Raw genomic sequence first — 24,341 nt, forward strand, 5'->3', positions numbered from 1 at the left:
CCGGATGCCGCCGGTGTATATTGCCCTAGATGAGGTTTAGCCGCCCCAAGAGGGCCGATTTGTAAGAATTGCCGATGGGGACGGGTAGCAGGCTGTTTCCCTGATCCGGGTTGCGGCCCGCTTCCACAATCAGTGCGTCACTTTCGATGGAGATGATCCGGTCAAGGCGCACAATGTATTTGCGGTGTACGCGAGCAAATTCCCGGGCCGGTAGCTTGGCTTCCAGTTCCTTCATGGTGCTGTATACCGTGTACCGCTCCCGCCCCGAGTAAATGTTCACGTAGTCACCCAAGGCTTCAACGTAGCGGATATCTGTAGTTTGAACGCGGAGCAGTTTATGATCCTGCTTGATGAATATCTCGTTGTGTCCCCCGTTGAGGTACAGCGTTTCGGCTTTGTCGTTAGCCATTCGCAATAGTCCTTCCAACTTATTTTTCTCTTCCTGCAATTGAATGTGCGCGCGCCGCAACTCTAGGTGTGCTACTACTTCCCGGGCCAAAATTCGCAAGGCCTCCCGCTGGGCCGCGTTCAGGCGGCGGGGTACCCGGTCGATGGCGCAAATGGTCCCTATTGCCTGGCCATCGGGGGTGAGCAGAGGAAAACCCGCATAAAAGCGAATGTTCGGGTCGCCGGTTACCATAGGGTTGTCCTGAAACAAGGGGTCGGCGTGGGCATCTTCCACCTCAAACAGTACGTCTGATTGAATGGTATGCTGACAGAAAGCCAGTTCCCGAGGAGTGCTTACCACACCTGGCAAACCGGTTTTAGCCTTAAACCATTGCCGCTCTTCATCCAGCAAGGACACCAGCGAAATAGGCGTTTCACAGATAAATGCAGCCAGCCGAACCAAGTCATCAAAGCCCGATTCGGGGGAGGTATCCATGATCTGATACCGCTGCAGTGCTTCCAGTCGGGCAGCTTCATTCGCCCGGCGGGCGGCCGGTTTCGTGCGGGAGGAAGCGGTAAGCTGTTTTGGCGACATTTAGTAAAGCGTGAGTATACTTTTTACCGGAGGCCGGCAGTACTACACACCGAAATAGGGTATTAATCAGGATATCTTGCTTGTGACCCCGCCGAATAAGTACATTTGCCCGCCTAATAGTGGAGTTTTCTAGGTCGGCTTTTCCGGGCCAAATGAGTTCCGGATGAAGACCCCGTTATCAGTCAGATAGGGGCCGACGGATGCATTGTGAAGGGAACTGATTTTGAAATTATGCGGTACCTTTATCAATCCTTGTTCGCACGAAGCTGCGTATAAGTAGCTTTGCCACTCCAAACTTGCCCAGTCAGGGCCTTTTCTCATGCTAACAACCATCTTGTTGCTGTCGATATCCCCCCGCACGGTGATATTCGTCGCCATTGTTATAATTCTGCTTTTTGGGGCCAAGCGCATTCCGGAGCTGTTCCGCGGTGTAGGGCAAGGCGTGCGCGAATTTAAAAGCGCCACCAAAGAGGAGAGCCCCGAATTCCGGGACCGGCCGGTTGTTAATAACCCTACCCCCCCTACCACTGACCCTAACGCCCCCCGCGTTTAATTCCCTGTAGCCATGCACACTCCTTTGTTTTTATTCTTGGAAGGTATCGGCGGCGGTGAGCTGATGGTCATCGTGCTGTTCATCCTGATTTTCTTCGGGGCCAATAAAATTCCAGAGTTGGCCCGCGGCTTGGGGAAAGGCATCCGGGAGTTCAAAGATGCTTCCCGGGAAATCCGTAGTGAAATCGAAAACTCCGGCGCTCCGCAGCAGCCTTACCAGCAGCAGTTTCAGCAGCAGCCCTACCAGCAGCCTGCTTACCAGGCTCCCGTTGCCGATGCTCCGGCCGCTATGCCCGTTGCACCGCCCATGGATGGCGGCATTACTCCTCCGGTAACGCCCACGCCCGCCGAGCGCCCTCGCCCCGACCAGTTGAACTAAATCCTTTTCGTCTTGAGACGTTTTAACTCCCTCACGGAAGTTCGCCACGAGCTGGCGGCAGGCACCACGTCCTGCCGCCAGCTCGTCGAGTATTACCTGGATAACATCCACCGCAAGCAGCACCTTAACGCGTTTTTGGAAGTGTGGCCCGATGAGGCCCGCGCTCAGGCCGAGGATGTAGATGCCAAGCTGGCCGCCGGTACGGCCGGCAAGCTGGCCGGTATGGTTATCGGGCTGAAGGACGTGCTGGCTTACGAAGGCCACGCCCTGCAAAGCAGCAGCCACATCCTCGACGGCTTTAAATCCTTGTTTACTGGCACGGCCGTACAGCGGCTGCTGGACGAGGATGCCATTGTGATTGGCCGCCAGAACTGCGACGAGTTTGCCATGGGGGCATCCAATGAAACGTCTTATTTCGGTCCGGCCCGCAACGAGGTAGACCCTGAACGCGTGCCCGGCGGCTCCTCCGGAGGGTCGGCAGTAGCCGTACAAGCTGATATGTGCCTGGCTTCCATTGGCTCCGATACGGGCGGTTCGGTACGTCAGCCAGCTGCGTTTTGCGGTATTGTGGGCTTCAAGCCCACGTATTCGCGCATTTCGCGCTACGGCCTGATTGCCTACGCCTCTTCCTTCGACCAGATTGGTACGCTGACCCGCTCGGTGGAGGATGCCGCCCTGCTGCTGGAAGTAATGGCCGGCGCCGACAGCTTCGACAGCACCGTAAGCCAGCGGGAAGTGCCCGCGTATAGCCAGCAGCTTGCTCCTGCTCCTCATTACCGCATCGGCTATATCCGGGACTGTCTGGACCGGCCGGGTTTGAATCCCGAAATCAAGGCGGCCACCGAGCAGGCCTTGGAGCAGATGCGCGGGCAGGGCCACGTGGTGGAGGCCGTAGACTTCCCCTACCTCGACTTCATTGTACCCACCTACTATATCCTGACCACCGCCGAAGCCAGCTCCAACCTGAGCCGCTACGACGGGGTGAAGTTTGGGTACCGGGCCCCGGACGCTACTGACCTGGAGTCGCTCTACAAGAAAACCCGGGCCCAGGGCTTTGGGCCGGAGGTGCAGCGACGCATCATGCTGGGTACGTTTGTACTCAGTGCCAGCTACTACGACGCGTACTATACGAAAGCGCAGAAAGTGCGGCGGCTTATCAAGGAGAAAACCGACGAGCTGCTGCGGGAGTACGATTTCCTAGTGCTGCCCACTACGCCTACCACGGCTTTCCGCATCGGCGACGTGAACAAGGATACGCTGGCTATGTACTTGGCTGATATCTTCACGGTGCAGGCTTCCCTGGCCGGGGTGCCGGCTATTTCAGTTCCGAACGGGGCCGATTCGCAGGGCTTACCCATTGGTTTGCAGATTTTGAGTGGGGCCTTCCGCGAGGAGCATTTGCTGGCATTTGCCAACACAGTGACCGAAACACTGGCCACGGCTGAGGCTTAACCAGGCGCAGCGCTACGTACTTACCAACTGCCTGACGGGCTTCTATTGAACGATTCCGGTGAATTGTTCATAGGGCCTGCCAGGCAGTTGGCTGGTAATGGCGCTGGCTTTTTCGGGATTCTGCGTTATTTTTGAAAACACGCTGGGTTGATGCTCAGCGTTTTGTATCTCCGGCTGCTGGCCCGATTGATAGTAGATGATGATAAAGTCGTTGCTGCGTGCTGCCCTTCCTGTTCTGCTCACTTCGACCCTAGCCCGGCCTGCGGTAGCGCAAGTGCAGCCCAGTTTGCCACCCATTCCGCAGCCCGCTGTTCCCAGCAACTCGGACTCAGTGCAAGTGAACCTGGAATTGCTGCCTGATTCGCTGGCAACGGCTCCCATCGACTCATCCAAGCTAGTGTGGCTGCGCACTCCGCCCGAGCTGCGCGACTTGGTGGGTGACCGAATTGGGTGCATTGACACGGATATGCCCCACGCCTTTAATAACCACGTGCTGGCTTTTGTACGGCTGTTTACCGAGCGGCAGCGCAGCTACACGCAACGGGTGCTGGAGCGGGAAAACCTCTACTTCCCCTTGTTTGAGAAGTACCTGGCCAAGTACAACCTGCCCGCCGACCTGAAGTATTTGGCCGTAGTGGAATCGGCCCTGATTCCGACGGCCAAATCCCGGGTGGGCGCTACCGGCCTCTGGCAGTTTATGGGCCCCACGGCCAACGACCTGCGCCTGCGCCGCGACGACTGGGTGGATGAGCGCATGAACCCGGAAAAAGCCACGGAGGCGGCCTGCAAACACCTGCGCTACCTCTACGGTGTATTTCATGACTGGGAAATGGTACTGGCCGCCTATAACTGGGGCGCGGGCAATATGCAGCGGGTAGTGCGGCGCACCGGCAAAAAAACCTACTGGGAAGTGCACCCCAACCTGCCCGCTGAAACCCGCAACTACGTGCCCACTTTCACGGCCATCATGTATACCATGAAGTACGCCAAGGAACACCAGTTGCACTCCCCTACCCTGCGCTACCAGTACGCCGAGGCCATGGATACCCTGAACCTGGGGGGCCGGCCTTTCGACCTCACGCGCCTGGCCCGGGCCTGCGGCTACACCGACTCGATGGCGCTGGCCCGCCTGAACCCGGAGTTGCGCAAACCCTGGCTACCGGCCGGTTACCGGCCCTACATAGTACAGTTTCCGGCCGCCACCCGCCCCACCCTGGCCGCCGTCGACCGGGAAACTCTGTTTGACTACTGCCGCCCTTTGGCTGAGCTGCCGGCTATGCTTCCGTTACGCTCCGTGGTGCTGACTGGGGTAGACCCTTTCCCGACGCGCGACAAGGCTGTGGCGGCTACCACCCGTACTGCCGCGCAGCCGCGCTACCGGCGCCTGCGCCACACCGTAAAGCGGGGTGAAACGGTGACTTCCGTGGCCGAGCAATACGCTGTAAGTACTGCTCAGGTGCGGCGCTGGAATGAGCTGGGCCGCAGCAACTCCCTGGCTTCACGCAAGCAATTGGTAGTATTTGTACCCCTAACCGCTCAGGAAAGTGCGCCCGCGCCGGTTGCGTCAACCACCGTAGCAGTTGCCCGGACAAAGCCTACCGGCACTATTCGCCAACCCAAGCCCACCCCGGAGCCCGAAGCGGAAGATACAACCGTTGAAACTGCTTTCAAGCAGCCTACAGTAAATAAAACCGCCAATACCCGGCCAGCACGCAAACCAGCGCCCGAGGCTCCGGCGGCAGACGATTCGGTACCAAACACGTACGTGGTGCGGTCGGGCGACTTCCTCGAGAAAGTAGCTCGCACCCACGGCCTCACCATTGCCCAACTCAAAGCTTGGAATAACCTGAAGGGTGAAACGGTGCAACCCGGCCAGCGGCTCAACCTCAGGGCCATGAACGAGGCAACTGCGGAACTGGCTAGTGCCACCCGGGAGGTAGCCGCCCAACGCCCGGCTACCCGTCCGGTTTCTAAGTCGAAATCCACGCTGCCACCGCCCCAACTGCACTTGGTACAGCCCGGCGACACGCTTTACAACATCTCCCGCCGCTACCAGGGCCTCACAGTAGAAAAGCTACGGGAGTTGAACAACCTGGAGTCGGACGAGGTGAAGCCGGGCCAGAAACTCATTGTGAGAAGCTAACTACCTGTTCATTGGGCCCTTACTAGCCCCGAACCAAAGTCTGGTTCGGGGCTTTTTTCTATCCGGGCAACGGGGCGTACCTTTGACGCGGGTTGATTTTGCCCCATCTTGCTTCCTTGCTCTTCTGCTGGAAGCCTACCCACTGCCTTTGCTTATGCTGAAAATAAACAAACAGGACGCCCTCAACTACCACTCACAGAGCCCTGCCGGCAAAATTGAGGTGATTCCCACCAAGCCCGTCAGTACGCAGCTGGATTTAGCCCTGGCGTATTCTCCGGGGGTAGCCGAGCCCTGCAAAGCAATTGCCGCCAACCAGGAAGACGTATATAAATACACGGCGAAGGGCAACCTAGTGGGCGTTATCAGCAACGGCACGGCCGTGTTGGGTTTGGGCAACATCGGCCCCGACGCTTCCAAGCCCGTGATGGAAGGTAAAGGCGTACTGTTCAAGAAGTTTGCCGGCATCGACTGCTTCGACATTGAAATTGATGCCACCGACCCCGATGAGTTTATCCGCATCGTGAAGTCGTTGGAGCCTACGTTCGGCGGTATCAACCTGGAGGATATCAAAGCCCCGGAGTGTTTCCGCATCGAAACGGCCCTGCGCGAGCAAATGAACATTCCGCTCATGCACGACGACCAGCATGGCACGGCCATTATTTCGTCGGCAGCGTTGCTGAACGGGCTGGAAGTGGTGGGTAAGAAGATTGAGGAAATCCGGATGGTGGTGAGCGGGGCAGGTGCCGCGGCCATCAGTTGCCTGCGCCTCTACGTGGCGCTGGGTCTACGCATCGAAAACATTGTGGTATTCGATAAAGACGGCATCATTACCCCGTCCCGCACCGATTTGGCCGCGCTGCAACTGCAGTTTGCCACCACCCGCCCCATCAGCACTCTGGCGGAGGCCATGGACGGAGCTGACGTGTTTCTGGGCCTTTCGGCGGCCAACGTGCTGCCGGCCGAGCTGCTGCTGAAAATGGCCCACGACCCCATCGTGTTTGCCCTGGCTAACCCCGACCCGGAAATTGCCTACGAGGTGGCCATGGCTACCCGGCCCGATATCATTATGGCTACCGGCCGCTCCGACCATCCCAACCAGGTAAACAACGTGCTGGGCTTCCCCTACATTTTCCGGGGGGCGCTGGACGTGCGGGCTACTGAAATCAATGAGGCTATGAAGCTGGCCGCCGTGAAGGCCCTGTCGGACTTAGCTAAGGATGCCGTGCCGGAAATGGTGAACAAGGCCTACGGCGACAACACCCTCAGCTTCGGCCGTACCTACCTGATTCCGAAACCCCTGGATCCGCGCCTGATTACGGCCGTGAGCCCGGCCGTGGCCAAAGCCGCCATGGAAAGCGGGGTGGCCCGCATCCACATCGACGACTGGTTTGCCTACGAGGATGAGCTGCGCGCCCGCCTGGGTGTGAACCAGAAGCTGATGAACCGTATTACGCAGGCGGCCCGCAGCAACCCCAAGCGCGTAGTATTTGCCGAGGGCGACACCTACAAAATCCTCAAAGCTGCCCAGATCCTGCACGATGAGGGCATTGCCCAGCCCATCTTGCTCGGCAACCGCAACAAAATTGCCCGCATTGCCCAGGAGAATTCTCTGGACCTGGAAGGCTGTCAGATCATCGACATTCTGCACGAGGAGGCCAAGCGCGAGGAATTTGCCAACCTGTTTTATGAGAAGCGGCAGCGCCGGGGCACCACGCTCTACGAAGGCCGCCGCCTGTTGCGGGAGCGGAACTACTTCGGCTCGATGATGCTGGAAACCGGGGAGGCCGATGCTTTTATCACCGGCCTCAGCAAGGATTACGGCAAGAGCATTGTGCCTTCGTTGCAGGTGATTGGCGTGGCCGAGGGCGTGAAGCGCGTGGCCTCCATGTACATTATCCAGCACAAGAAGGGCCCGTTCTTCTTCGCCGATACCACCGTGAACATCGACCCTACGGCCGAGGAGATGGTGGAAATTATCGGCCTCTCGGCCCGAGCGGTAAAGTTCTTTGATGCCGAGCCCAAGGTGGCCGTAATCAGCTACTCTAACTTTGGCTCTAACCCTGGTGAGCTGCCCGATAAGGCCCGCCGCGCCACCGAGCTGGCCAAAGCCCGTTTCCCCGAGCTGATTCTGGACGGGGAAATGCAAGCCAATACGGCCCTCAATCCCGATTTGCTGCGCGAACAGTATCCCTTCTCGGAGCTGGCCGCCCACGGCGGAGCCAACACCCTCATCTTCCCGAACGTGATTAGCGGCAACATTGCCTACAAGGTCATCCAGGAAATTGGCGGGGCTGAGGTAATCGGGCCCATTCTGATGGGCATGCGCAAGCCGGTGCACATCCTGCAGCTGGGTGCCTCCGTCCGGGAAATTGTGAACATGGCCGCCATTGCGGTGGTAGACGCCCAGCAGCCCGACGGCAAGGGGCTGTAGTCTGCCCGCGTACTTTTTTCATCCTCAGCGCCAGAGTTGCCCCGTGCAGTTCTGGCGCTGTTGCGTGCAGGCCAAGAGGCAAGGTTTTGATTCCGACCGAATTCGGCGCAACTTGCCCTAGGTAGCCGATCCAACCCTACGCTAACCTTGTTAGAATCACTAAATACACTGGCACAATTTCCGCCCCGCCCCTGTTCTGCTGGTTCTGATACACTTCAACCTTACCACCCCGCATGATTGCCTACGTCGACGGTAAACTCGCTTATAAAGACCCTACCCAAGCTATTCTGGATGTAAACGGCATCGGCTACGAAATCCGGATTTCCCTGGCTACCTATTCCAAGCTGCCCGCCGATGGGGAGAAGGCCAAGCTCTATACCTACCAGCACATTAAGGAGGATGGGCAGACGCTCTACGGCTTCCTGGACCCCAACGAGAAGGCCCTGTTTATGCAGCTGATTTCGGTGTCGGGCATAGGGCCGGGCACTGGTATTGTGATGGTATCGTCCATGTCGGTGGGCGAAATCCGCCAGGCTATTGTGAATGAGGACGTGCGCTCTATCCAGAGCATCAAGGGTGTGGGGCCAAAAACTGCCCAGCGCGTGGTGCTGGAGCTAAAAGACAAGCTCCGCAAAGACGAGCTGCTAGCCAAAGCCGGCATTGATACGGTGCCGCTGGCCAAGGCGCACAATACCAACCGCAGCGAAGCGTTAGCAGCCCTGATTACGCTGGGCTTTGCGCGGGCCGCGGCCGAGAAAACCCTCGACCAAATTCAGCACAAGCACGGCAACGACCTGAGCGTGGAGGAATTGATTAAATTCGCTCTCAAGTCGCATTAGGTCTGATCGGCTTACGGCTTCGGAGTGCACTTGGTTGGCTGCTACAGTAGCCCCTAGTTGCCGAAGGTCCCTTGGTTGATTGCCTGCCTCCTATCTCTCCATTCGCCCGACGGATTATTGACGCTTGAATACCGGTAAGAAGTCCCTGGCCGCCTCGGTGGTGGCCGTTGTGTCGTTGGTGGCGTGGTGGTCCCAGGCCCGGCCGTTGGGCGGGTCGGCCGCGCCGTTTGCTATGCGTCAGCTCTGGTCTGATTGGCTGCCCGGCACCGCCCCACACCCCCGGTTCTCCCTGGGGTTCTCACCCGATACGCCCCGCACCGATACCACGCGCTACCGGCCCAGCACCCGGCCCCGCGTAGCCCCCGAAGACCGGGTGGGTACACCGTTTTCGCCCCAGCGCCGCCGTTCGCCCCTGGTCCTGCCGCTCCCCTCGAACGTGCAGCTGGACGTACAGGCCGACGACAGCCTGCAGAATTTCGATATCCGGGAGCGGGTGGGCTCGGACGTGGACTTCCGGAACCCTAGCCGGATGACGTTTGAGGAATACTCGCGCTGGCAGCAGCAACAGGCCGTGCGCAACTACTTCCGCCAGCGCTCCAACGGGGGCGTGGCCGGCGACCAGAACCAGGCCGAAAACCGCCGCCTTATTCCCAAAATCTACCTGGGGCCCATGGCCGACCGGATTTTTGGGGGCAGCTACGTGGACATCCGGCCCCAGGGCGCCGTGACGTTGCGCATGGGCTACCGGGGCAACCGTAACGAAAACCCTACCCTCACCCTGCGCCAGCAGCGCGTGGGCGACTTCCAGTACGACCAGAACCTCAACCTCAACCTCACCGGGCAGATTGGCGAGAAGCTCAAGCTGACCTTTAACTACGACACCCGCGCGGCCTTCGATTTCGAGAACAACATGAAGCTCGATTACACAGGCTACGAAACCGATATCATCCGCAAAGTAGAACTGGGCAACGTGAGCCTGCCCCTGAACAACTCCCTGATTCAGGGCGGGCAGAACCTGTTCGGGGTAAAAACCCAGCTGCAGTTTGGGCGCCTGGGTGTAACGGCCCTGGCCAGCACTCTACGCGGGCAGGCTGATGAAGTGCGTATTCAGAACGGGGGCCAGAGTCGGCAGTTTGAAATTAAGGCCAGCCAGTACGAGCGGGACCGGCACTTCTTCCTGAACCAGACCTTCCGCGACCGGTACGACGCGGCCCTGCGCAACCTGCCTACTATTCAGAGCGGGGTGGAAATCACACACCTGGAGGTGTGGGTGACCAACGACAACCGCCAGAGCGACAACCTGCGCAACGTCATCACGCTGATGGACGTGGCCGAACCGCGCCGCCTCTACCGCCGCCAGTTCCAGAAAACCTTCGGGCCCAACTCTCTGGCTGACAACCCGGCCAACACCCTGCTGAGTACCATTCAGCGCACTGCCGGCTACCGCGACAATTTGGGTGTGGACAACACGCTGGCCAGCCTGGGCTTAGCCAAAAACGTAGACTTTGAGCACGTGCGGGCTCGGAAACTGGACCCGCGCGAGTACACCTACAACGCGCAGCTTGGGTACCTTTCCCTGAACACGCAGTTGCTGCCCGAGCAGGTGCTAGGCGTATCGTACCAATACATCTACAACGGCAAAACCTACACCGTTGGGGAAATTCAGAACGATTACGCCAACGTGGGGCAGGATCAGGTCATCTTCCTGAAGATGCTGAAGGCCACCAACCCCGGCGTGGGCCTGGCCAACCTTGCCGATCCGACGGTGAACGTGCCCCCTCCCGGCGCCCCCAACAGCGGCAACAGCAACCTGCTCACGCGCAACCTGCCGACCTGGGATTTGATGATGAAAAACATCTATCCCCTGAACGCCAACCAGCTCAACCGGGACAATTTCCAGCTCCAGATCATCTACAAGGATGACGTGACGGGGGTGGATTTGATTTCGCTCAAGGAAGGCCAGCGCATTGCCAACCGCCCACTGATTGAGGTGCTCAACCTCGACAATGTAAACCCCAACAACGACCGGAACCCCGACGGCAACTTCGACTTTTTCCCGGGCGTGACGGTGGATACGGAGCTGGGACGCATCATTTTCCCCGAGATTCAACCCTTCGGCAGTTACCTGGCGGCCCAGTTTGATACCACGGCCTCGGCCTCAGAGCGGGAGCTGGCGCGCAAATACGTGTACCGGGAGCTGTATAACCAGGTGCAGAGCGACGCCCAGCAGCGCCAGGAAAAAGACAAGTTCTTTCTGCGCGGCCGCTATCAGGCTACTTCCACCGACGAAATCAACCTGCCCGGTATTGGCGTGGCGGAGGGCTCGGTGCGGGTATTTGCCGGCAGCACTCTGCTACAGGAAGGCACCGACTACCAGGTGTTCTACGACCAAGCCAAGGTTAAAATCCTGAACCCGGCCTACCTGAACTCGGCCAATGAGCTGCGGGTGGAGTTTGAGAAAAACGCTCTGGTGCAGGTGCAGCCCCGCAAGCTGCTGGGTGCCCGCTTTGACTACCGCCTTTCCCCCGACATTAATTTTGGCGCCACGGTACTGCACCTGCGCGAAAACCAAGCCCCCGGCATCAACCGCGTGAACATTGGCGACGAGCCGGGCAACAATACCTTTTACGGCTTCGACGTGAATATGCGCCGGGAGTCACGGGCCCTGACCAAGTACCTGGACGCCCTGCCCTTCGTGAGCACCAAGGAAATTTCGACGGTAGCCTTCAGCGGGGAGTTTGCGCAGTTGCTACCCTCCCAGAGCAAGCTGGGCAGCGGCGGCAGTGGGGGCGAAGATGGGGCTTCCTACCTCGACGACTTCGAAAACGCCCGCACCCCGTATTCCTTAGGCGGCATCAACTCGGCTACTACCTGGCGGCTGGCGGCCACGCCGGCCCCACTGGCCGGTACCGCCCAGGGCTTGGCGGCGGCCTACAGCCGCGCCAAAATGGCCTGGTATACCATCGACCAGACCTACTACACCAACGGCCAGAGCAGACCCAATAACATTGGTGTTAATGACCTGAAAAACCATTACGTGCGCGGCATCAAGCGCACGGAGGTATTCCCGAACCGGGACGTGGGCACCACCGGCAACTCGTTCGAAAGCACACTGGATCTGGCTTATTTCCCGGACCAACGCGGCCAGTACAACTACACGCCTCAGTTCGACCCCACCCGGCCTACCTTTTTCGCTACTACCACCCCGGCCGCCAACACGGCCCGCTACGCCGGTATTTCCCGGGAAATCACCTTCGATACGGACTTCGACAACGCCAACGTGGAGTTTTTGGAGTTCTGGATGATGGACCCCTTCCTGACCGGCGACAATGGCCGGGTGGTGGACTCCGACGGGCACAACAGCAACAACACCACCGGCGGCGAGGTGTACATCAACCTGGGCTCGGTATCGGAGGATGTCCTGCAGGACAACAACCAGTACGAGTTTGAGAACGGGCTGCCCGCTGACCCAGCCAACCTGACCACCGAAACCGTGGCCACCGACTGGGGCCGCGCTTCCCGCCAGCAGTTCCTGACGGATGCCTTTAGTGCCGCCCCCGGCGCCCGCGCCCGCCAGGATGTGGGCCTAGATGGCGTGAACGACGGCGAAGAGCAGCAGTTGCCCACTATCAGCCCCGCTTATCAGACGGTGCCGGACCCCGCCGCCGACAACTTCCGCCACCACCTCGACGCTAGCTACGACCAGCAGGATGCCAAAGTGCTGGCCCGCTACAAGGACTTCAACGGCCTGGAAGGCAACTCGCCCGAGGGCAGCCAGCTCAGCTCCACGGCCTTTCCCGACAAGGAAGACCTGAACCGGGACAACGTACTCAACGACACGGAGCGGTACTACGAGTACCGCCTGCAGCTGCGCCCCGGCCAGCTGGATGTGGGCCAGAACTACATCGTGGACAAGATTACGGTGAACAACACCGATACCAACAACGAGCCGGTGACCTGGTACCAGTTCCGGGTGCCGGTGCGCCAGTACACCGGCATCGTGGGCAACAACAACCAGGAGTTCGGTTTCAAATCCATCCGGTTCCTGCGCATGTACCTCACCCGCTGGCAGCAGCCGGTGGTACTGCGCATGGTGCAGCCCCAGTTTGTAGCCAACCAGTGGCGGCGCTACCTCAATAAGCTGGCCGAGCCGGGCCAGACGATTGTGAACCCGGATACGGACGCTGACGGCTTCAGTATTTCAACCGTCAGCATCGAGGAAAATGGCATTTCCAATACGGCGGGTAACGACGCAATTCCCTACGTGCTGCCGCCCAACATCCGCCGCGACCGGGAATACGGCTCCAGCACCGTAAACCGCCAGCAAAACGAGCAGAGCCTGCGCCTGGTGGTGGACGGCCTGCGCGACGGGTTTGCCAAGGCGGCCTACAAAAACCTGAACCTGAACATGCTGCGCTACAAGCGGCTGAAGATGTTCCTGCACGCTGAATCGGACGACCGGTCAGTGGACGACAAGGACTTGCGCGGCTTTGTACGCCTCGGTACCGATTACGTTCAGAACTACTACGAGTACAGCAAGCCCCTCACCCTCACCAAGCCCGGTCAGCGCCTGGTAGATGAGGTATGGCCCGTGGAAAACCGCATTGATCTGCCCTTCCAGGCCTTCGTTGATGCCAAATCGGCCCGGAACAAGCAGGCCGCATCCAGCATCGATTACACTCGCCCCTTCGTAGTAACGCTGCCCGACGGTTCCACCATCACGGTAGTGGGTAACCCCGATTTGTCGGCGGTACAGGGTGCCATGATTGGCGTACTTAACCCCCGCGACGATGGCGCCAACAAGTCCTTTACCCTCTGGGCTGATGAGCTGCGGGTGCTGGATTTTGAGAATGAGAGTGGCTGGGCCGCCACGGCCCGCTTCAATGCCAAGCTGGCCGATGTGGCCAACATTACGGCCACCGGCAGCTTCATCAGTACGGGCTTCGGGGGGCTGCAGGACCGGGCCCAGCAACGCTCCATCGACAACATCACCCGGGGCGACGTGAATGCCACCATAGCGGCCGAGAAGTTCTTCCCCGAGAAGCTGGGTTTGCGCGTGCCGGTGCTGGTACAGGCCGGCATCGAAACCCGCGCCCCCAAGTACGATCCGCTGGACCCCGACACCAAGCTCGACCAGTCGCTGGAGAAGTTTAAGTCCGGCGAAGAGAGGGCCAACTACCGCAAGGAAGTAATCGACCAGACCAGCCAGCGCAGTATTTCCCTGCTGAACGTGCGCAAGGAGCGCACCAACCCCGAGCGGAAAGTGCGGCCCTACGATATCGAAAACTTTGCCGTGAGCTACTCCCTCACTGAGCGCCTGCACACCGATATCCGCACCGACCGGGACTATACGCGCACCTACACCGGGGCCCTGGCCTACGTGTACCAGGCCACGCCCAAAAACTACACGCCCCTGGCCCAGGTAAAAGCCTTCGACTCGCCTTACCTGGCCATGTTTAAGGAGGTGAACTTCACGCCCCTCCCCTCCCGCTTCTCCTTCCGCGCCGATCTGGACCGCCGCTACAACGAGCGGTTCCTGCAGCGCACCCTGGAGCCCGGTCAGGTACCCAGTACGGTTGGTATTCCGGGTGTGTTCCAGAAGTCGTTCTACGTAAACCGCATCTACGACCTGCGCTGGGACCTGACCAAGGCCCTAGCCCTGGACTACACGGCCAACAACCGCGCTATTGTGGATGAGGGCCTGGGCCGCAGCATTGGCAGCTCGGATGAGGCCCAGCGCAACCGGGACCAGATCAAGCGCAACCTGCTCCGCAATGGGGGCCGCACCACCAACTTCTACCAGACGGTGGCCCTCACCTACCGCCTGCCCCTGGACAAGTTTCCGCTCACTGACTGGGTTTCCTCCGATATTCGGTACGCAGCCAATTACACCTGGCAGGCGGCCTCCACGGCCCTTACGGCCCCAGTGTACCCCCAATTCCCGGACAGTACGCAGGTGCGGGAGCTGAACCTGGGCAACACCATCCAGAACAACGGGGAGGTGAGCGCCAACGGGAAAATTGACTTGGTGAAGCTCTACAACAAGGTGCGCTTCCTCAACATTATCAACAACGCGCCCCCACCCCCGCCCCGGGTCAAGCCGGAGGCCGGACAGAACAACCCGCGCACCGCGCCGGGCCAAACCAACACCCCCGGCCAAACGGCCGCCGCTGACTCCAGCCAGGGCCCGCAGCTTCGGCTGCTGAAGGGCATCCTTCGCTCCCTGATGACGGCCCGCTCCCTGAACTTCACCTACGCCCGCTCCAATGGTACGCTGCTGCCCGGTTACCTGCCCCGCACCCGTTTCTTCGGGCTGGACAGAGGCTTTGATGCTCCGGGCGTGCCCTTCCTGTTGGGTCAGCAGCAAGACCTGGATGCCCTGTTCCAGCGGGCCTACCGCAACGGCTGGTACACTGAGGAGAGCCAGTACCTGAACACCCCACTCAGCTCCCTGCTCACCGAAGCCCTGACGCTACGCACCACCCTGGAGCCCTTCCGCGACTTCATTGTGCAGTTGGATGCTCGCCGCAACCTGGTGCGCAACCGGGAAGTGTTCTACCGCAACCCAGTGGATACCCTCACGCTGCAAGCCGCGCCCAACGCGGTACCCACGGCCAGCAATTCGCTGGGCTCGGGCACGTTTACTACCTCGTTTATTTCAGTCCAGACGCTGTTCGGTGATTTGAGCCGGGGCGGTGAGGTTTCCAAGGCGTTTGACCGGTTCGTGGAAAACCGGGTGTTTGTGCAGCAGCGCCTCCAGGAGGCGCAGGGTGGCAGCAACGCCACCGGCCGCTACGGCTATAACTCCCAGGACGTGCTGATTCCGGCCTTCATGGATGCCTACCGGGGTAAGTCGTCGAATGGCTACAAGGCCAAAGGGTTCAGCCCCTTCTCCATGCTGCCCGTACCCAACTGGAACATTCAGTACAATGGCCTGGCGGAGCTGCCCTTTATGCAGCAGTATTTCCGCTCGTTTACGCTCAGCCACGTGTATACCTCCCAGTACAATATTGCGGGATACACCACGTCGGCTAACTACCTCAAAGAGCCGGGCAAGGATGAATTCTCGTCCATCACCAACCAAGCCGGGCAGTACATTCCCTACTTTATTCTGGGGCAGGTAAGTATTGCCGAGCGGCTGGCCCCGCTGGCTGGCGTAAACTTCCAGACCACCGGCAAGCTCTCGGGCGGTCTGGAATACCGCATCGACCGCACCATTGGCCTGAACACCACCAACGCCCAGGTAACCGAGCTGCGCCGCTCCGATATCGTGATTCGGGTAGGCTTCTCCACGAACCGCCTCAAGCTGCCCTTCCGGGTAGGTGGGGAGCAGCGCATCCTGCGCAACGACCTCACCGCCCGCCTCGATTTGAGCATCAGCGACAACTACGCCGTGCAGCGCACCATTCTGGATGTGGTAGACCCCACCGCCGGCGTCACCGGCGACAAGGGCCGCTCCTCCAGCCAGGTAACCAGCGGCACCCACCAGGTGCAGCTGCGCCCTACCATCGACTACGTGCTGAACCAGCGCCTGAATCTGCAGTTCTTCTTCACCCAGAACATTACCGAGCCTCGGGTGCAGAACGCCTTCCGCAACACGGCTACCGAGGGCGGCATTCAGCTCCGCTACAGCCTTTCGCAGTAAGCAGTACGGTTCTGCTTAATCTCATTTCGGTAAAAGCCCGTCTTCAGTGAAGGCGGGCTTTTGTATGCATGGGTAAATGGCAGTAATTAGGCCGATTTCTACCTTATTCCGCATTCCACTATGGCTGCCGTCACCTCTACCTCGTCCAGTCGCCTAGTGATACGTGGGGCCGTATTGCTGCTGTTAGGTATTGTATGGGGCTTTGCACTGCTGCACCTGGCCGCACGCACGGTGGTTTCAGCGGGTTTGCTCTGGGGCGTAGTGCTGGGTACGGCTGGCGTAGTTACGGGCGGACTGCTGTGGTTTTTCGCCGGCCAGCGACGCCGTAAACAGGCTCCTGCGCCTGCTATCCAGAGCGTGCTGATAACGGCGGTGTTGCTATATCTGTACTCGACTGTGGCATTCGGGCTGCTGGCGGCGGTGTTGCTGCTGGCATCCAACCAGCTGCTGGCCTCGGGACCTACCCGCCATCTGCTGCTGCCCGTGCAAACCACCTCGGTGCCGGGCGCGCAGGACGCCTACGCGGCAGTACTTCTAGATGGCCACCCCACGCAGATTGCCTTACCCCAACAGGCTGGCCGCGCGGTGCTGGCCCGCTACTTGGCCCTGGAGCTGGAGCAGGGCGCCTGGGGCTTTTGGGTAGTGTGCCGCGCAAAGCCGCAAATGCTGGCCCCAAACCCGTAACAATACCCCAAATCTTCCGGGGGCGCTTCTCTCGGAAACTGCGCGGCAACTCGTACTTTTGGCTCCGGAGCCCGTGGCTTCCGCATCCTTACTTACACCCATCAAGTACCGCAACCCATGAATCTGCCCGCCAGCCTGAAGTACACGAAAGAGCACGAATGGATCCGCGTGGAAGGCGACGTTGCCTTCATCGGCATCACCGACCACGCCCAGAAGGAACTCGGCGACATTGTGTACGTGGATATTGACACCCTCGATAAAGACGTGGCGCAAAACGAGGTATTTGGCACCGTGGAAGCCGTAAAAACTGTTTCCGACCTGTACAGCCCCATCACCGGTACCGTTCTGGAAATCAACGACAAGCTCGATGGCAGCCCTGAGCTGGTAAACTCTGACCCCTACGGCGACGGCTGGATGATCAAAATGTCCATTGGTAACCCCGCCGAGTTGGAGGCCCTGCTGTCGGCCGAAACCTACGGTGAGCTGGTAGGCGCTTAGTCCGCCGCTTACTTTTTCCGGCCTTGTCTGCCACTGCGCCGCCCCCGCCCCGCCGCCGAGCCTTCGTGGTTCTGCCGCTGGCGTGGGCGGCGTTTGTATTGGTAAGCACCCTCACCCCGGCCCGGTCTATGCCCAACACGCCGCACTGGGAGCTGCTGTCCTTCGACACGGCTGCCCACGCGTTTGTGTTCTGGGTACTGGCCGTGCTAAGCGTTTTTTCGGCCCGGCGGCAGCGGTGGTTTGCCAGCCTGCGCACCCACGCTTTCCGGACGGTGCTGCTGGTTGCCGTGGGCATGGGTGCTTTCATCGAAATCCTGCAGATGCGCATGGACCTGGGCCGCCACGGCGAGTGGTCGGATTTACTGAGTGATTCGCTGGGCGTGGTGCTGGGTCTGCTGCTGATGTGGGCCACCAGACGAATTTGGCAATGATGCGCGGCCGGGTCTCCGCCTCTTTTGTCCGCTGCATGGCGGCTGGCGCCGCCCTGGCGCTGGGGCAGGCAAAGGCGCAGGATATGCCCCGGGTGCGCCAAACTATTGCCACGCTGGCCTCGCCTAGCCTGCATGGCCGGGGCTACGTGCGCGGCGGCGACCATAAAGCGGCCCGCTACCTGCAGCAACGGTTTCGGGAGTTGGGGTTAGAGCCCCTTGCTCCCAACTATACCCAACCGTTTCCGCTGGATGTAAACACCTTCCCGGGCAAGCTGAAGTTGGAGCTAAGCCTGGGGATGCTCCGCTTTCCGGGCCTGGGCAGTGCGCGCCGCCTGCGTCCCGGCCACGATTTTATTGCGGCTCCGGCTTCGGGCAGCGGCAAAGTGGGCGGCCCGTTTTCAGCGGTACCCTTACTACGTTTTGATACCTTGGCCTTCATTGATGCCACGGCCCAGCAACAGTTGCTGCACCACCCCTGGCACGGGGGCGGCCTGGTACTCCGGGCCGCCGATGAGCGGCGACTCGCTACCCTGCCGCTCCCCCTGCGCCAGCACCTGGATTCAGCGGCTTTGCGCCTGACGCTGGTCCCCAAGCTCACTGCCTCACTCGCCGCCGAGCAGGCTTCGCAGATGCGGTTGGAGGTGCGGGATTCGGTATGGAACAGTATTTCCTCGACGGCTAGCGGCCCCACGGTGGCCTTGGTGGCCGCGCGCGTGGAGGCAGTGCTGCAGCGTCAGTACCTAACCCAGAATATCGTGGGCTATCTGCCCGGCCGCGTGCAACCCGATTCCTTTCTGGTGGTGACGGCTCATTACGACCATCTGGGCACCATGGGCAAGCGCACCTATTTCCCCGGGGCCAACGACAACGCCAGCGGCGTGGCAATGCTCCTGGAGTTAGCGGCCCATTACGCCCGCCCCGAAAACCGCCCCGCCTGCTCGCTCGTGTTTATAGCCTTTGGCGCGGAAGAGGCGGGCTTGGTTGGCTCCCGTTATTTCACCGAGCACCCCTTGGTACCGCTCCCGCGTATCCGCTTTCTGCTCAACCTCGATTTACTGGGCACCGGCTCCGAAGGTGCCACGGTGGTAAATGGGCGGGTGTTTGCCCAACCATTTCAGCAACTGCAGCAGCTCAACGCCCAGCATCACTATCTCCCATCATTAGCAGCCCGGGGCAAAGCCGCCAACTCCGACCACTACTACTTCTCGGAACTTGGCGTACCCGCTTTTTTCCTCTACACCCGCGGGGGCACCACTGCCTACCACGATGTGCAGGACCGCCCGGAAACCTTGCCCTTGACAGCCTTTCCCAACCTGTTCCAACTCCTCCGCGACTTCCTAAACGTGCAGGGAGCCGCTCAATAGTTGTTGTGCAGAAAGTGGCTTTCACGGGCCTGATCTTTCTGCGGACGGTAGCGCCTGTAATAGTAAAGGCCGACCCTCGGATAGAGAGTCGGCCTTTACTATTACGGATAAGCTGGTATTAGCTGTTGGCTTTAAATGAGCCCATGATCTGCTTGGCTACGTTTTCCCACTCTGGCTTCTGGCGGTCGGCGCAGGTGAAGGTGCACATCAGCAATTTGCCTTCCACGTCGGTGAAGAAAATCAACTGGTACACTTCGTGGCCCAACTCAGGCTTCATCAGCTCCATGTAGCCTACTTTGCGGCCGTTCACGTCTTTCACGCCGTGGTTAAACCACTTCGCTTCCTTGAACTGCTTGGCGTAGATCTTATAGAAGTTGTCCGAGTACATCTCAATCATATCCTGATCGGCTGTATTGTCGGTGTAGGAGAAGGCGATGCTGGCCTCCTTGTTGTTGGTGTAGATAACGCTCGGACGGCTCTGTGCTTTAGCATAGTTAAAGTCCATTTGCTGTTCGCTCATCACCTCAAAGCCTTTGGGGATGAGAATTTCCACACGCTCGCTCAGCACGCGCTTTTTTACCATCTCCACTTCGGCGAAGGGACGGGCAGCCATCAGCAACAGCATCAGGCAGATGAGAGGGGCAGAGAGTAAGACTTTTTTCATAATCCTAGACTGAAAAAAGATGTGATTCAAAGGCTTAAGGGTACCCAAGGAACGAAAAGCCGCTCTGTTTGGATAACACAATTTACGCACAAAAATGTAAGCTGCAAGTATTTTACAAAAAAATAATTTAGGAACATCTATATAGAACCAGTAATTATTTTTGCAAAACACTCACATTCAGTCAAAAACAAATATTTTTCAAATACCTCGGTCTTCACAATCAGAAAGTGCAACCTTAAAAAATACCAATTTCGTATCAGGAATACCCTATCGGGCTTGGTATGCTCAAAGTTCAATTTGGGAAGCGAGCTTGCTTTCCCAATGTACTGATTGTACTCACAGAATGTTGTTGATTTGTTCTTTGATTTTCTCGAGCTCCTCCTTCATACTTACCACCAAATGCTGGATGGTAGAGTCGTTAGCTTTGGACCCGATGGTATTGATTTCCCGACCAATTTCCTGCGAAATAAACGCTAATTTCTTTCCGGTGGGTTCGGGTAAACCGGCCGTTTCGGTGAAGTAGTGCAAATGATTGACCAACCGCACCTTTTCCTCGGCAATATCCAGCTTCTCAATATAGTGCAGCACCTCCTGCTCGAAGCGAATGGGGTTGAAGTTTTCGTTGCCGGAAATATCGGCGAGGTGGCTCTCCAGGCGCTGCCGCACCTGCTCAATGCGGGTGGGGTCGTGGCGCTCCACATCGGCCAGCAGAATGCGGATGCGGTCTACGTAGCCCAGGATTTCGGAGGTCAGGGCCTGGCCTTCGTCGCGGCGGAACTGGTTGACGCGGTCCAGAGCCTGCTGCAGCAGGGGTAGCAGCTCTTCCCAGGGCGTTTCCTCTTCTTCCTCAGTAGCGGCCGTGGTGTCAGTGGGGATGCGCAGGGCGCCGGGCAGGGCGTGGGCCACGGCCGTTACCTGCTCCAGGCTTAGGCCGGTGGCCAAGCTCACCTGTAGTAGCTCTTGGCAGGCAATGGTAACAGCGGCCTGGTTGACTACTGAACCCTGCGCACCCGTAACGCGCGGGCGCGTGAAGTCCAGATTGAGGTTCACTTTGCCCCGCTGCAGGCTTTTGGTGACCAGGTTGCGGATTTCCAGCTCCCGATCCTGCAGGAAGCGGGGCAGGCGCAAACTCAGGTCAAGGGTTTTGGAATTGAGCGACTTAATCTCAACGGTGGCGGCGTAATGGTCGGTTTCGCGGGAGGCGATACCGTAGCCGGTCATGGACTGGAGCATGGGCAGAATTGGGCAAAGTGGGCGCAAAAGTACTGGTTTCCCGCAGACGCTGAAGGGCTTAGCTGGGCGGTAACACAAGCATAACGTGGCCGCAATATTAGCATAACAGGGCCGGTCTAGTTTTGTGAAACCTTTTTACGACCCCCGTATGCGGCGTTCTTTTCTCTTACTGTTTTTCCTGACAATCAGCCATTTAATCTGGGCCCAACAGGGTACTTTGGTTGGAAAAGTAACGGATAAAAAAACTGGCGAAGGCGCCATCGGGGCCACGGTGCTGGTAACCGGGACCACGCAGGCGGCCCCCGTAGAAATAGATGGCAGCTACGCCCTGAAGCTGGCCGCTGGCACCTACAATATTACCATTCAGTCCATCGGGTACAAGCCGCTCACATTTAGCGCTATCAGCATACAGGCTGATCAGAAAACGACCCTGAACGGAGCCCTGGAGGAAAATGCCCAGGCCCTGAAGGAAGTGGTGGTGACCGGCCAGAAACAAACCGGCACCGAGGTGGCCATGATTCAGGACTTGAAGAAGTCGGAAGTGGTGGTGAGCGGCATGAGCAACGACCAGATTGTGAAGTCGTTGGACCGGGACGCGGCTGAAGTGGTGAAGCGTATTCCGGGGGTTACCGTGCAGAGCAACAACTACATCGTAATCCGGGGCTTGGCCGAGCGCTACAACACGGTATTGCTGAATGATGCCCTCACGCCCTCGGCTGAGGTGGATACTCGCTCCTTCTCCTTCGATATTCTGCCCAGCTCAGTGATTGACCGGGTACTGATTTTCAAATCCGGCTCCCCGGAGCTGCCAGGTGAAATGGGCGGCGGTGCGGTGAAGGTATACACCAAAAACTCTGTGCTGGAAAATACTACCAACTTCACGGTTTCGGGCTGGTACCGCAGCGGCACTACGTTCCGTAACGATTACATGACCACTAGCCGGAGCAGCACCGATTGGTTGGGTTTTGATGACAATACGCGCCAATCACCCTCTGCCCTGCCCGACGGCCTAGTAAAGCGCAGCGGCCAGAACGCCACCCCGCCCGACCAACTCACGGCCATCAGCCGCTCGTTCCGCAGCACGGCCTGGCTACCAAAGATTACGCAAGCCATGCCCGATTTGCGCGCCTCGTTGGGCCTGACGCGCAAGTTTGAAATTGGCTCTTTGTATCTGAGCAACGTTACGTCGCTGTCATACTCCAGCGCCCGGGAGCAGTACAACGTAGAGCGCAACCGCTACCTGGTAGAGCGTGATGAAGCGACTCAACTACCCCGGGCCCAGTACACCTACGATGATGAGCGCGCCCTGACCAGCACGCGTATTGGCCTGATTCATAACTGGCAGGCTCGCATCAACGACCGGAACCGGATTGAGTTCCGCAACTTCCTCAACCAGTATGCTACCGATGAAGTGGTACACCGCCGGGGCAGCAACGCCGATGGGGTGGAGCGCGACGACTACGCTCTGCATTACCAGAGCCGCACTATTTACTCGGGGCAGCTGCAGGGCTCGCACAACATGGGCGCTGGCGAACATACCACGGTTACGTGGGCCGGGGGATACAACTACGTATTCCGGGATGAGCCCGATTACAGCCGCTACCAGAACCTGCGCAACACGGAGTTCAACCAGCCCTTCTCGGTAAATATTCCCACGGAAGGCAACATCACGGAAACCAGCCGCTTCTTCTCCACCCTGAAGGAAAATACCTTCATGGGCAGCGGGCAATGGGAGCGGCGGTTCATGGGCCGCGACACCACCCGCGCCAACCAGTTTAAGCTGCGGGTTGGCTTCTACGCCGAGCAGCGCGAGCGGAACCTGGAAAACCGCTACTTCTCCTTCATTCGGGGCCTGCGCTTTAACCGGCCTGACTTGATTGGTCTGCCCATCGACCAGATTTTTGCCCCGGAGAACCTGGATGCCATCAACGGCTTTACCGTGGATGAGGGCACCAAGCCCGCCGATCGTTACGACGCTACCAACACGCTGGTAGCCGGCTACGTGGGCCTGGTAGCGCCTATTTCGGATAAGTTCAACGTATCGGGGGGTGTACGGGTAGAGTACAACCGCCGCCGCCTCACCAACGCAGTGGAGAATTACCGGGAGGCCAAAGCCATTCCCATGCCCTCCTTCAACGCGGCCTATAACTTCAATGAGCGTTCCTTGCTGCGCCTGGCGGGCAGCGTAACGGTGAACCGGCCCGAGTTCCGCGAAATTGCTTCCTACGAATACTACGACTTCACTACCAACTCCATCATTGTGGGTAACCCGGCCCTGAAAACGGCCACGATTTACAACGGTGACCTGCGCTATGAATTCTACCCTTCCCGCTCCGAGCTGATTTCCATCGGGGGCTTCTACAAGTACTTCAACAACGCCATCGAGCAAATTACACTCAATACTACTGGTACCCAGCTGTACCGCACGTTCCAGAATGCCAAGCGGGCCTACGACCTAGGGGCCGAACTGGAAGTGCGCAAAGGCCTAGTAGAACTGTCGGAGAATCCGGTACTACAGCGGCTGTCTTTTGTGGCTAATGCCTCGGTTATCTACAGCCGCGTAACGCTGGCCGATACGGACGAAAACCGGGGCTTTGCCCTTTCCAACCGGCCGCTGCAAGGTCAGTCGCCTTACGTGGTAAACGTGGGGGCCTTCTATCAGGACGATGAGGCCAAGCTGCAGGTATCGGCTCAGTACAACGTCATCGGCCAGCGCTTCAACTTCATTGGCGACAAGACGCTGAACTACTCCGTAATTGAGATGCCACGGAATGTGATTGACTTGTCGGTAACCAAGGGCATCGGGCAGCATCTGCAGCTGAAGGCCGGCATTCAGGACCTGCTCAACCAGCCGGTGCAGCAGTTCTACGACTTCAACCGAAACAGCAAGATTGAGGCGAATGAGAAAGGCTCGTTCGGGCGCTACCGCCGGGGCAGCTACTCCACGCTGGGCCTCACTTATAACTTCTAAATACTACGGTAACATAGAGCTAATGAAAGCATAACGCCCCTCATGCCCTGAGGGGCGTCTTGCTTTCGGACCT

Annotated in this window: 15 protein-coding genes; 12 read left to right on the forward strand and 3 right to left on the reverse strand. The window is 58.9% G+C overall.

The window, feature by feature from the left end; genetic code table 11:
• Positions 1 to 25 precede the first annotated feature (25 nt).
• On the reverse strand, positions 26 to 982 hold the full coding sequence (locus ABIB60_RS04330) for a GAF domain-containing DNA-binding protein (RefSeq protein WP_354577971.1): 957 nt from the start codon (positions 980 to 982) through the stop codon (positions 26 to 28).
• A 319-nt stretch (positions 983 to 1,301) separates the two neighbouring features.
• Here ABIB60_RS04330 and ABIB60_RS04335 point away from each other — a divergent pair, with 319 nt between their 5' ends.
• From ABIB60_RS04335 to ABIB60_RS04385, 11 genes are all read left to right on the forward strand, one after another.
• The gene (locus tag ABIB60_RS04335; RefSeq protein WP_354577972.1) at positions 1,302 to 1,535 is read left to right on the forward strand and encodes a Sec-independent protein translocase subunit TatA/TatB; all 234 of its coding nucleotides are present in this window, start codon (positions 1,302 to 1,304) and stop codon (positions 1,533 to 1,535) included.
• 12 nt (positions 1,536 to 1,547) lie between these two features.
• On the forward strand, positions 1,548 to 1,913 hold the full coding sequence (locus tag ABIB60_RS04340) for a Sec-independent protein translocase subunit TatA/TatB (protein WP_315997015.1): 366 nt from the start codon (positions 1,548 to 1,550) through the stop codon (positions 1,911 to 1,913).
• Positions 1,914 to 1,925: 12 nt separating this feature from the next.
• Positions 1,926 to 3,365 carry an Asp-tRNA(Asn)/Glu-tRNA(Gln) amidotransferase subunit GatA gene (gatA, locus tag ABIB60_RS04345; RefSeq protein WP_354577973.1) on the forward strand — a complete coding sequence of 480 codons (1,440 nt, stop codon included), beginning with the start codon at positions 1,926 to 1,928 and terminating at the stop codon, positions 3,363 to 3,365.
• Between the two features lie 286 nt (positions 3,366 to 3,651).
• The gene (locus tag ABIB60_RS04350; RefSeq protein WP_354577974.1) at positions 3,652 to 5,508 is read left to right on the forward strand and encodes a LysM peptidoglycan-binding domain-containing protein; all 1,857 of its coding nucleotides are present in this window, start codon (positions 3,652 to 3,654) and stop codon (positions 5,506 to 5,508) included.
• Positions 5,509 to 5,662: 154 nt separating this feature from the next.
• Positions 5,663 to 7,939, forward strand: coding sequence for an NADP-dependent malic enzyme (locus ABIB60_RS04355; protein ID WP_354577976.1), 2,277 nt, complete (start codon positions 5,663 to 5,665; stop codon positions 7,937 to 7,939).
• A 233-nt stretch (positions 7,940 to 8,172) separates the two neighbouring features.
• Complete coding sequence (gene ruvA / locus ABIB60_RS04360) at positions 8,173 to 8,778, forward strand: Holliday junction branch migration protein RuvA (RefSeq protein ID WP_354577978.1); 606 nt, start codon at positions 8,173 to 8,175, stop codon at positions 8,776 to 8,778.
• Positions 8,779 to 8,902: 124 nt separating this feature from the next.
• Positions 8,903 to 16,423, forward strand: coding sequence for a T9SS outer membrane translocon Sov/SprA (sov, locus tag ABIB60_RS04365; RefSeq protein ID WP_354577980.1), 7,521 nt, complete (start codon positions 8,903 to 8,905; stop codon positions 16,421 to 16,423).
• A 120-nt stretch (positions 16,424 to 16,543) separates the two neighbouring features.
• The gene (locus tag ABIB60_RS04370; RefSeq protein WP_354577982.1) at positions 16,544 to 17,107 is read left to right on the forward strand and encodes a hypothetical protein; all 564 of its coding nucleotides are present in this window, start codon (positions 16,544 to 16,546) and stop codon (positions 17,105 to 17,107) included.
• Between the two features lie 117 nt (positions 17,108 to 17,224).
• Positions 17,225 to 17,605, forward strand: a complete 381-nt coding sequence (gene gcvH / locus ABIB60_RS04375; RefSeq protein WP_354577984.1) for a glycine cleavage system protein GcvH — start codon at positions 17,225 to 17,227, stop codon at positions 17,603 to 17,605.
• Between the two features lie 23 nt (positions 17,606 to 17,628).
• Positions 17,629 to 18,036: a VanZ family protein gene (locus tag ABIB60_RS04380; protein ID WP_354577986.1), complete on the forward strand. Its 408-nt coding sequence runs from the start codon at positions 17,629 to 17,631 to the stop codon at positions 18,034 to 18,036.
• Between the two features lie 35 nt (positions 18,037 to 18,071).
• Positions 18,072 to 19,400, forward strand: a complete 1,329-nt coding sequence (locus tag ABIB60_RS04385) for a M28 family metallopeptidase (RefSeq protein WP_354577987.1) — start codon at positions 18,072 to 18,074, stop codon at positions 19,398 to 19,400.
• Between the two features lie 118 nt (positions 19,401 to 19,518).
• Here the strand turns inward: ABIB60_RS04385 and ABIB60_RS04390 are convergent, their stop codons facing one another.
• Together ABIB60_RS04390 and ABIB60_RS04395 are read right to left on the reverse strand one after the other, a co-directional pair.
• Positions 19,519 to 20,064, reverse strand: a complete 546-nt coding sequence (locus tag ABIB60_RS04390; RefSeq protein WP_315997025.1) for a hypothetical protein — start codon at positions 20,062 to 20,064, stop codon at positions 19,519 to 19,521.
• 336 nt (positions 20,065 to 20,400) lie between these two features.
• A complete protein-coding gene (locus ABIB60_RS04395) occupies positions 20,401 to 21,297 on the reverse strand; it encodes a YicC/YloC family endoribonuclease (protein ID WP_354577988.1) in 897 nt (298 codons plus the stop codon).
• Between the two features lie 148 nt (positions 21,298 to 21,445).
• Between ABIB60_RS04395 and ABIB60_RS04400 the strand changes: the two genes are divergently transcribed.
• Positions 21,446 to 24,268 (forward strand): TonB-dependent receptor, encoded by a 2,823-nt coding sequence (locus ABIB60_RS04400; RefSeq protein WP_354577990.1) that lies wholly within the window; start codon positions 21,446 to 21,448, stop codon positions 24,266 to 24,268.
• Positions 24,269 to 24,341 lie beyond the last annotated feature (73 nt).

It is taken from the genome of Hymenobacter sp. UYP22, assembly GCF_040547285.1.
Classification (GTDB): domain Bacteria; phylum Bacteroidota; class Bacteroidia; order Cytophagales; family Hymenobacteraceae; genus Hymenobacter.

Bases quoted from the DNA above. Each gene is read 5' to 3' on its own strand.
- ruvA (WP_354577978.1), top strand. From the start codon at position 8,173: ATGATTGCCTACGTCGACGGTAAACTCGCTTATAAAGACCCTACCCAA.
- ABIB60_RS04370 (WP_354577982.1), top strand. From the start codon at position 16,544: ATGGCTGCCGTCACCTCTACCTCGTCCAGTCGCCTAGTGATACGTGGG.
- gcvH (WP_354577984.1), top strand. From the start codon at position 17,225: ATGAATCTGCCCGCCAGCCTGAAGTACACGAAAGAGCACGAATGGATC.
- ABIB60_RS04390 (WP_315997025.1), bottom strand. From the start codon at position 20,064: ATGAAAAAAGTCTTACTCTCTGCCCCTCTCATCTGCCTGATGCTGTTG.
- ABIB60_RS04340 (WP_315997015.1), top strand. From the start codon at position 1,548: ATGCACACTCCTTTGTTTTTATTCTTGGAAGGTATCGGCGGCGGTGAG.
- ABIB60_RS04395 (WP_354577988.1), bottom strand. From the start codon at position 21,297: ATGCTCCAGTCCATGACCGGCTACGGTATCGCCTCCCGCGAAACCGAC.
- ABIB60_RS04355 (WP_354577976.1), top strand. From the start codon at position 5,663: ATGCTGAAAATAAACAAACAGGACGCCCTCAACTACCACTCACAGAGC.
- ABIB60_RS04385 (WP_354577987.1), top strand. From the start codon at position 18,072: ATGGCGGCTGGCGCCGCCCTGGCGCTGGGGCAGGCAAAGGCGCAGGAT.
- ABIB60_RS04400 (WP_354577990.1), top strand. From the start codon at position 21,446: ATGCGGCGTTCTTTTCTCTTACTGTTTTTCCTGACAATCAGCCATTTA.
- ABIB60_RS04330 (WP_354577971.1), bottom strand. From the start codon at position 982: ATGTCGCCAAAACAGCTTACCGCTTCCTCCCGCACGAAACCGGCCGCC.
- ABIB60_RS04335 (WP_354577972.1), top strand. From the start codon at position 1,302: ATGCTAACAACCATCTTGTTGCTGTCGATATCCCCCCGCACGGTGATA.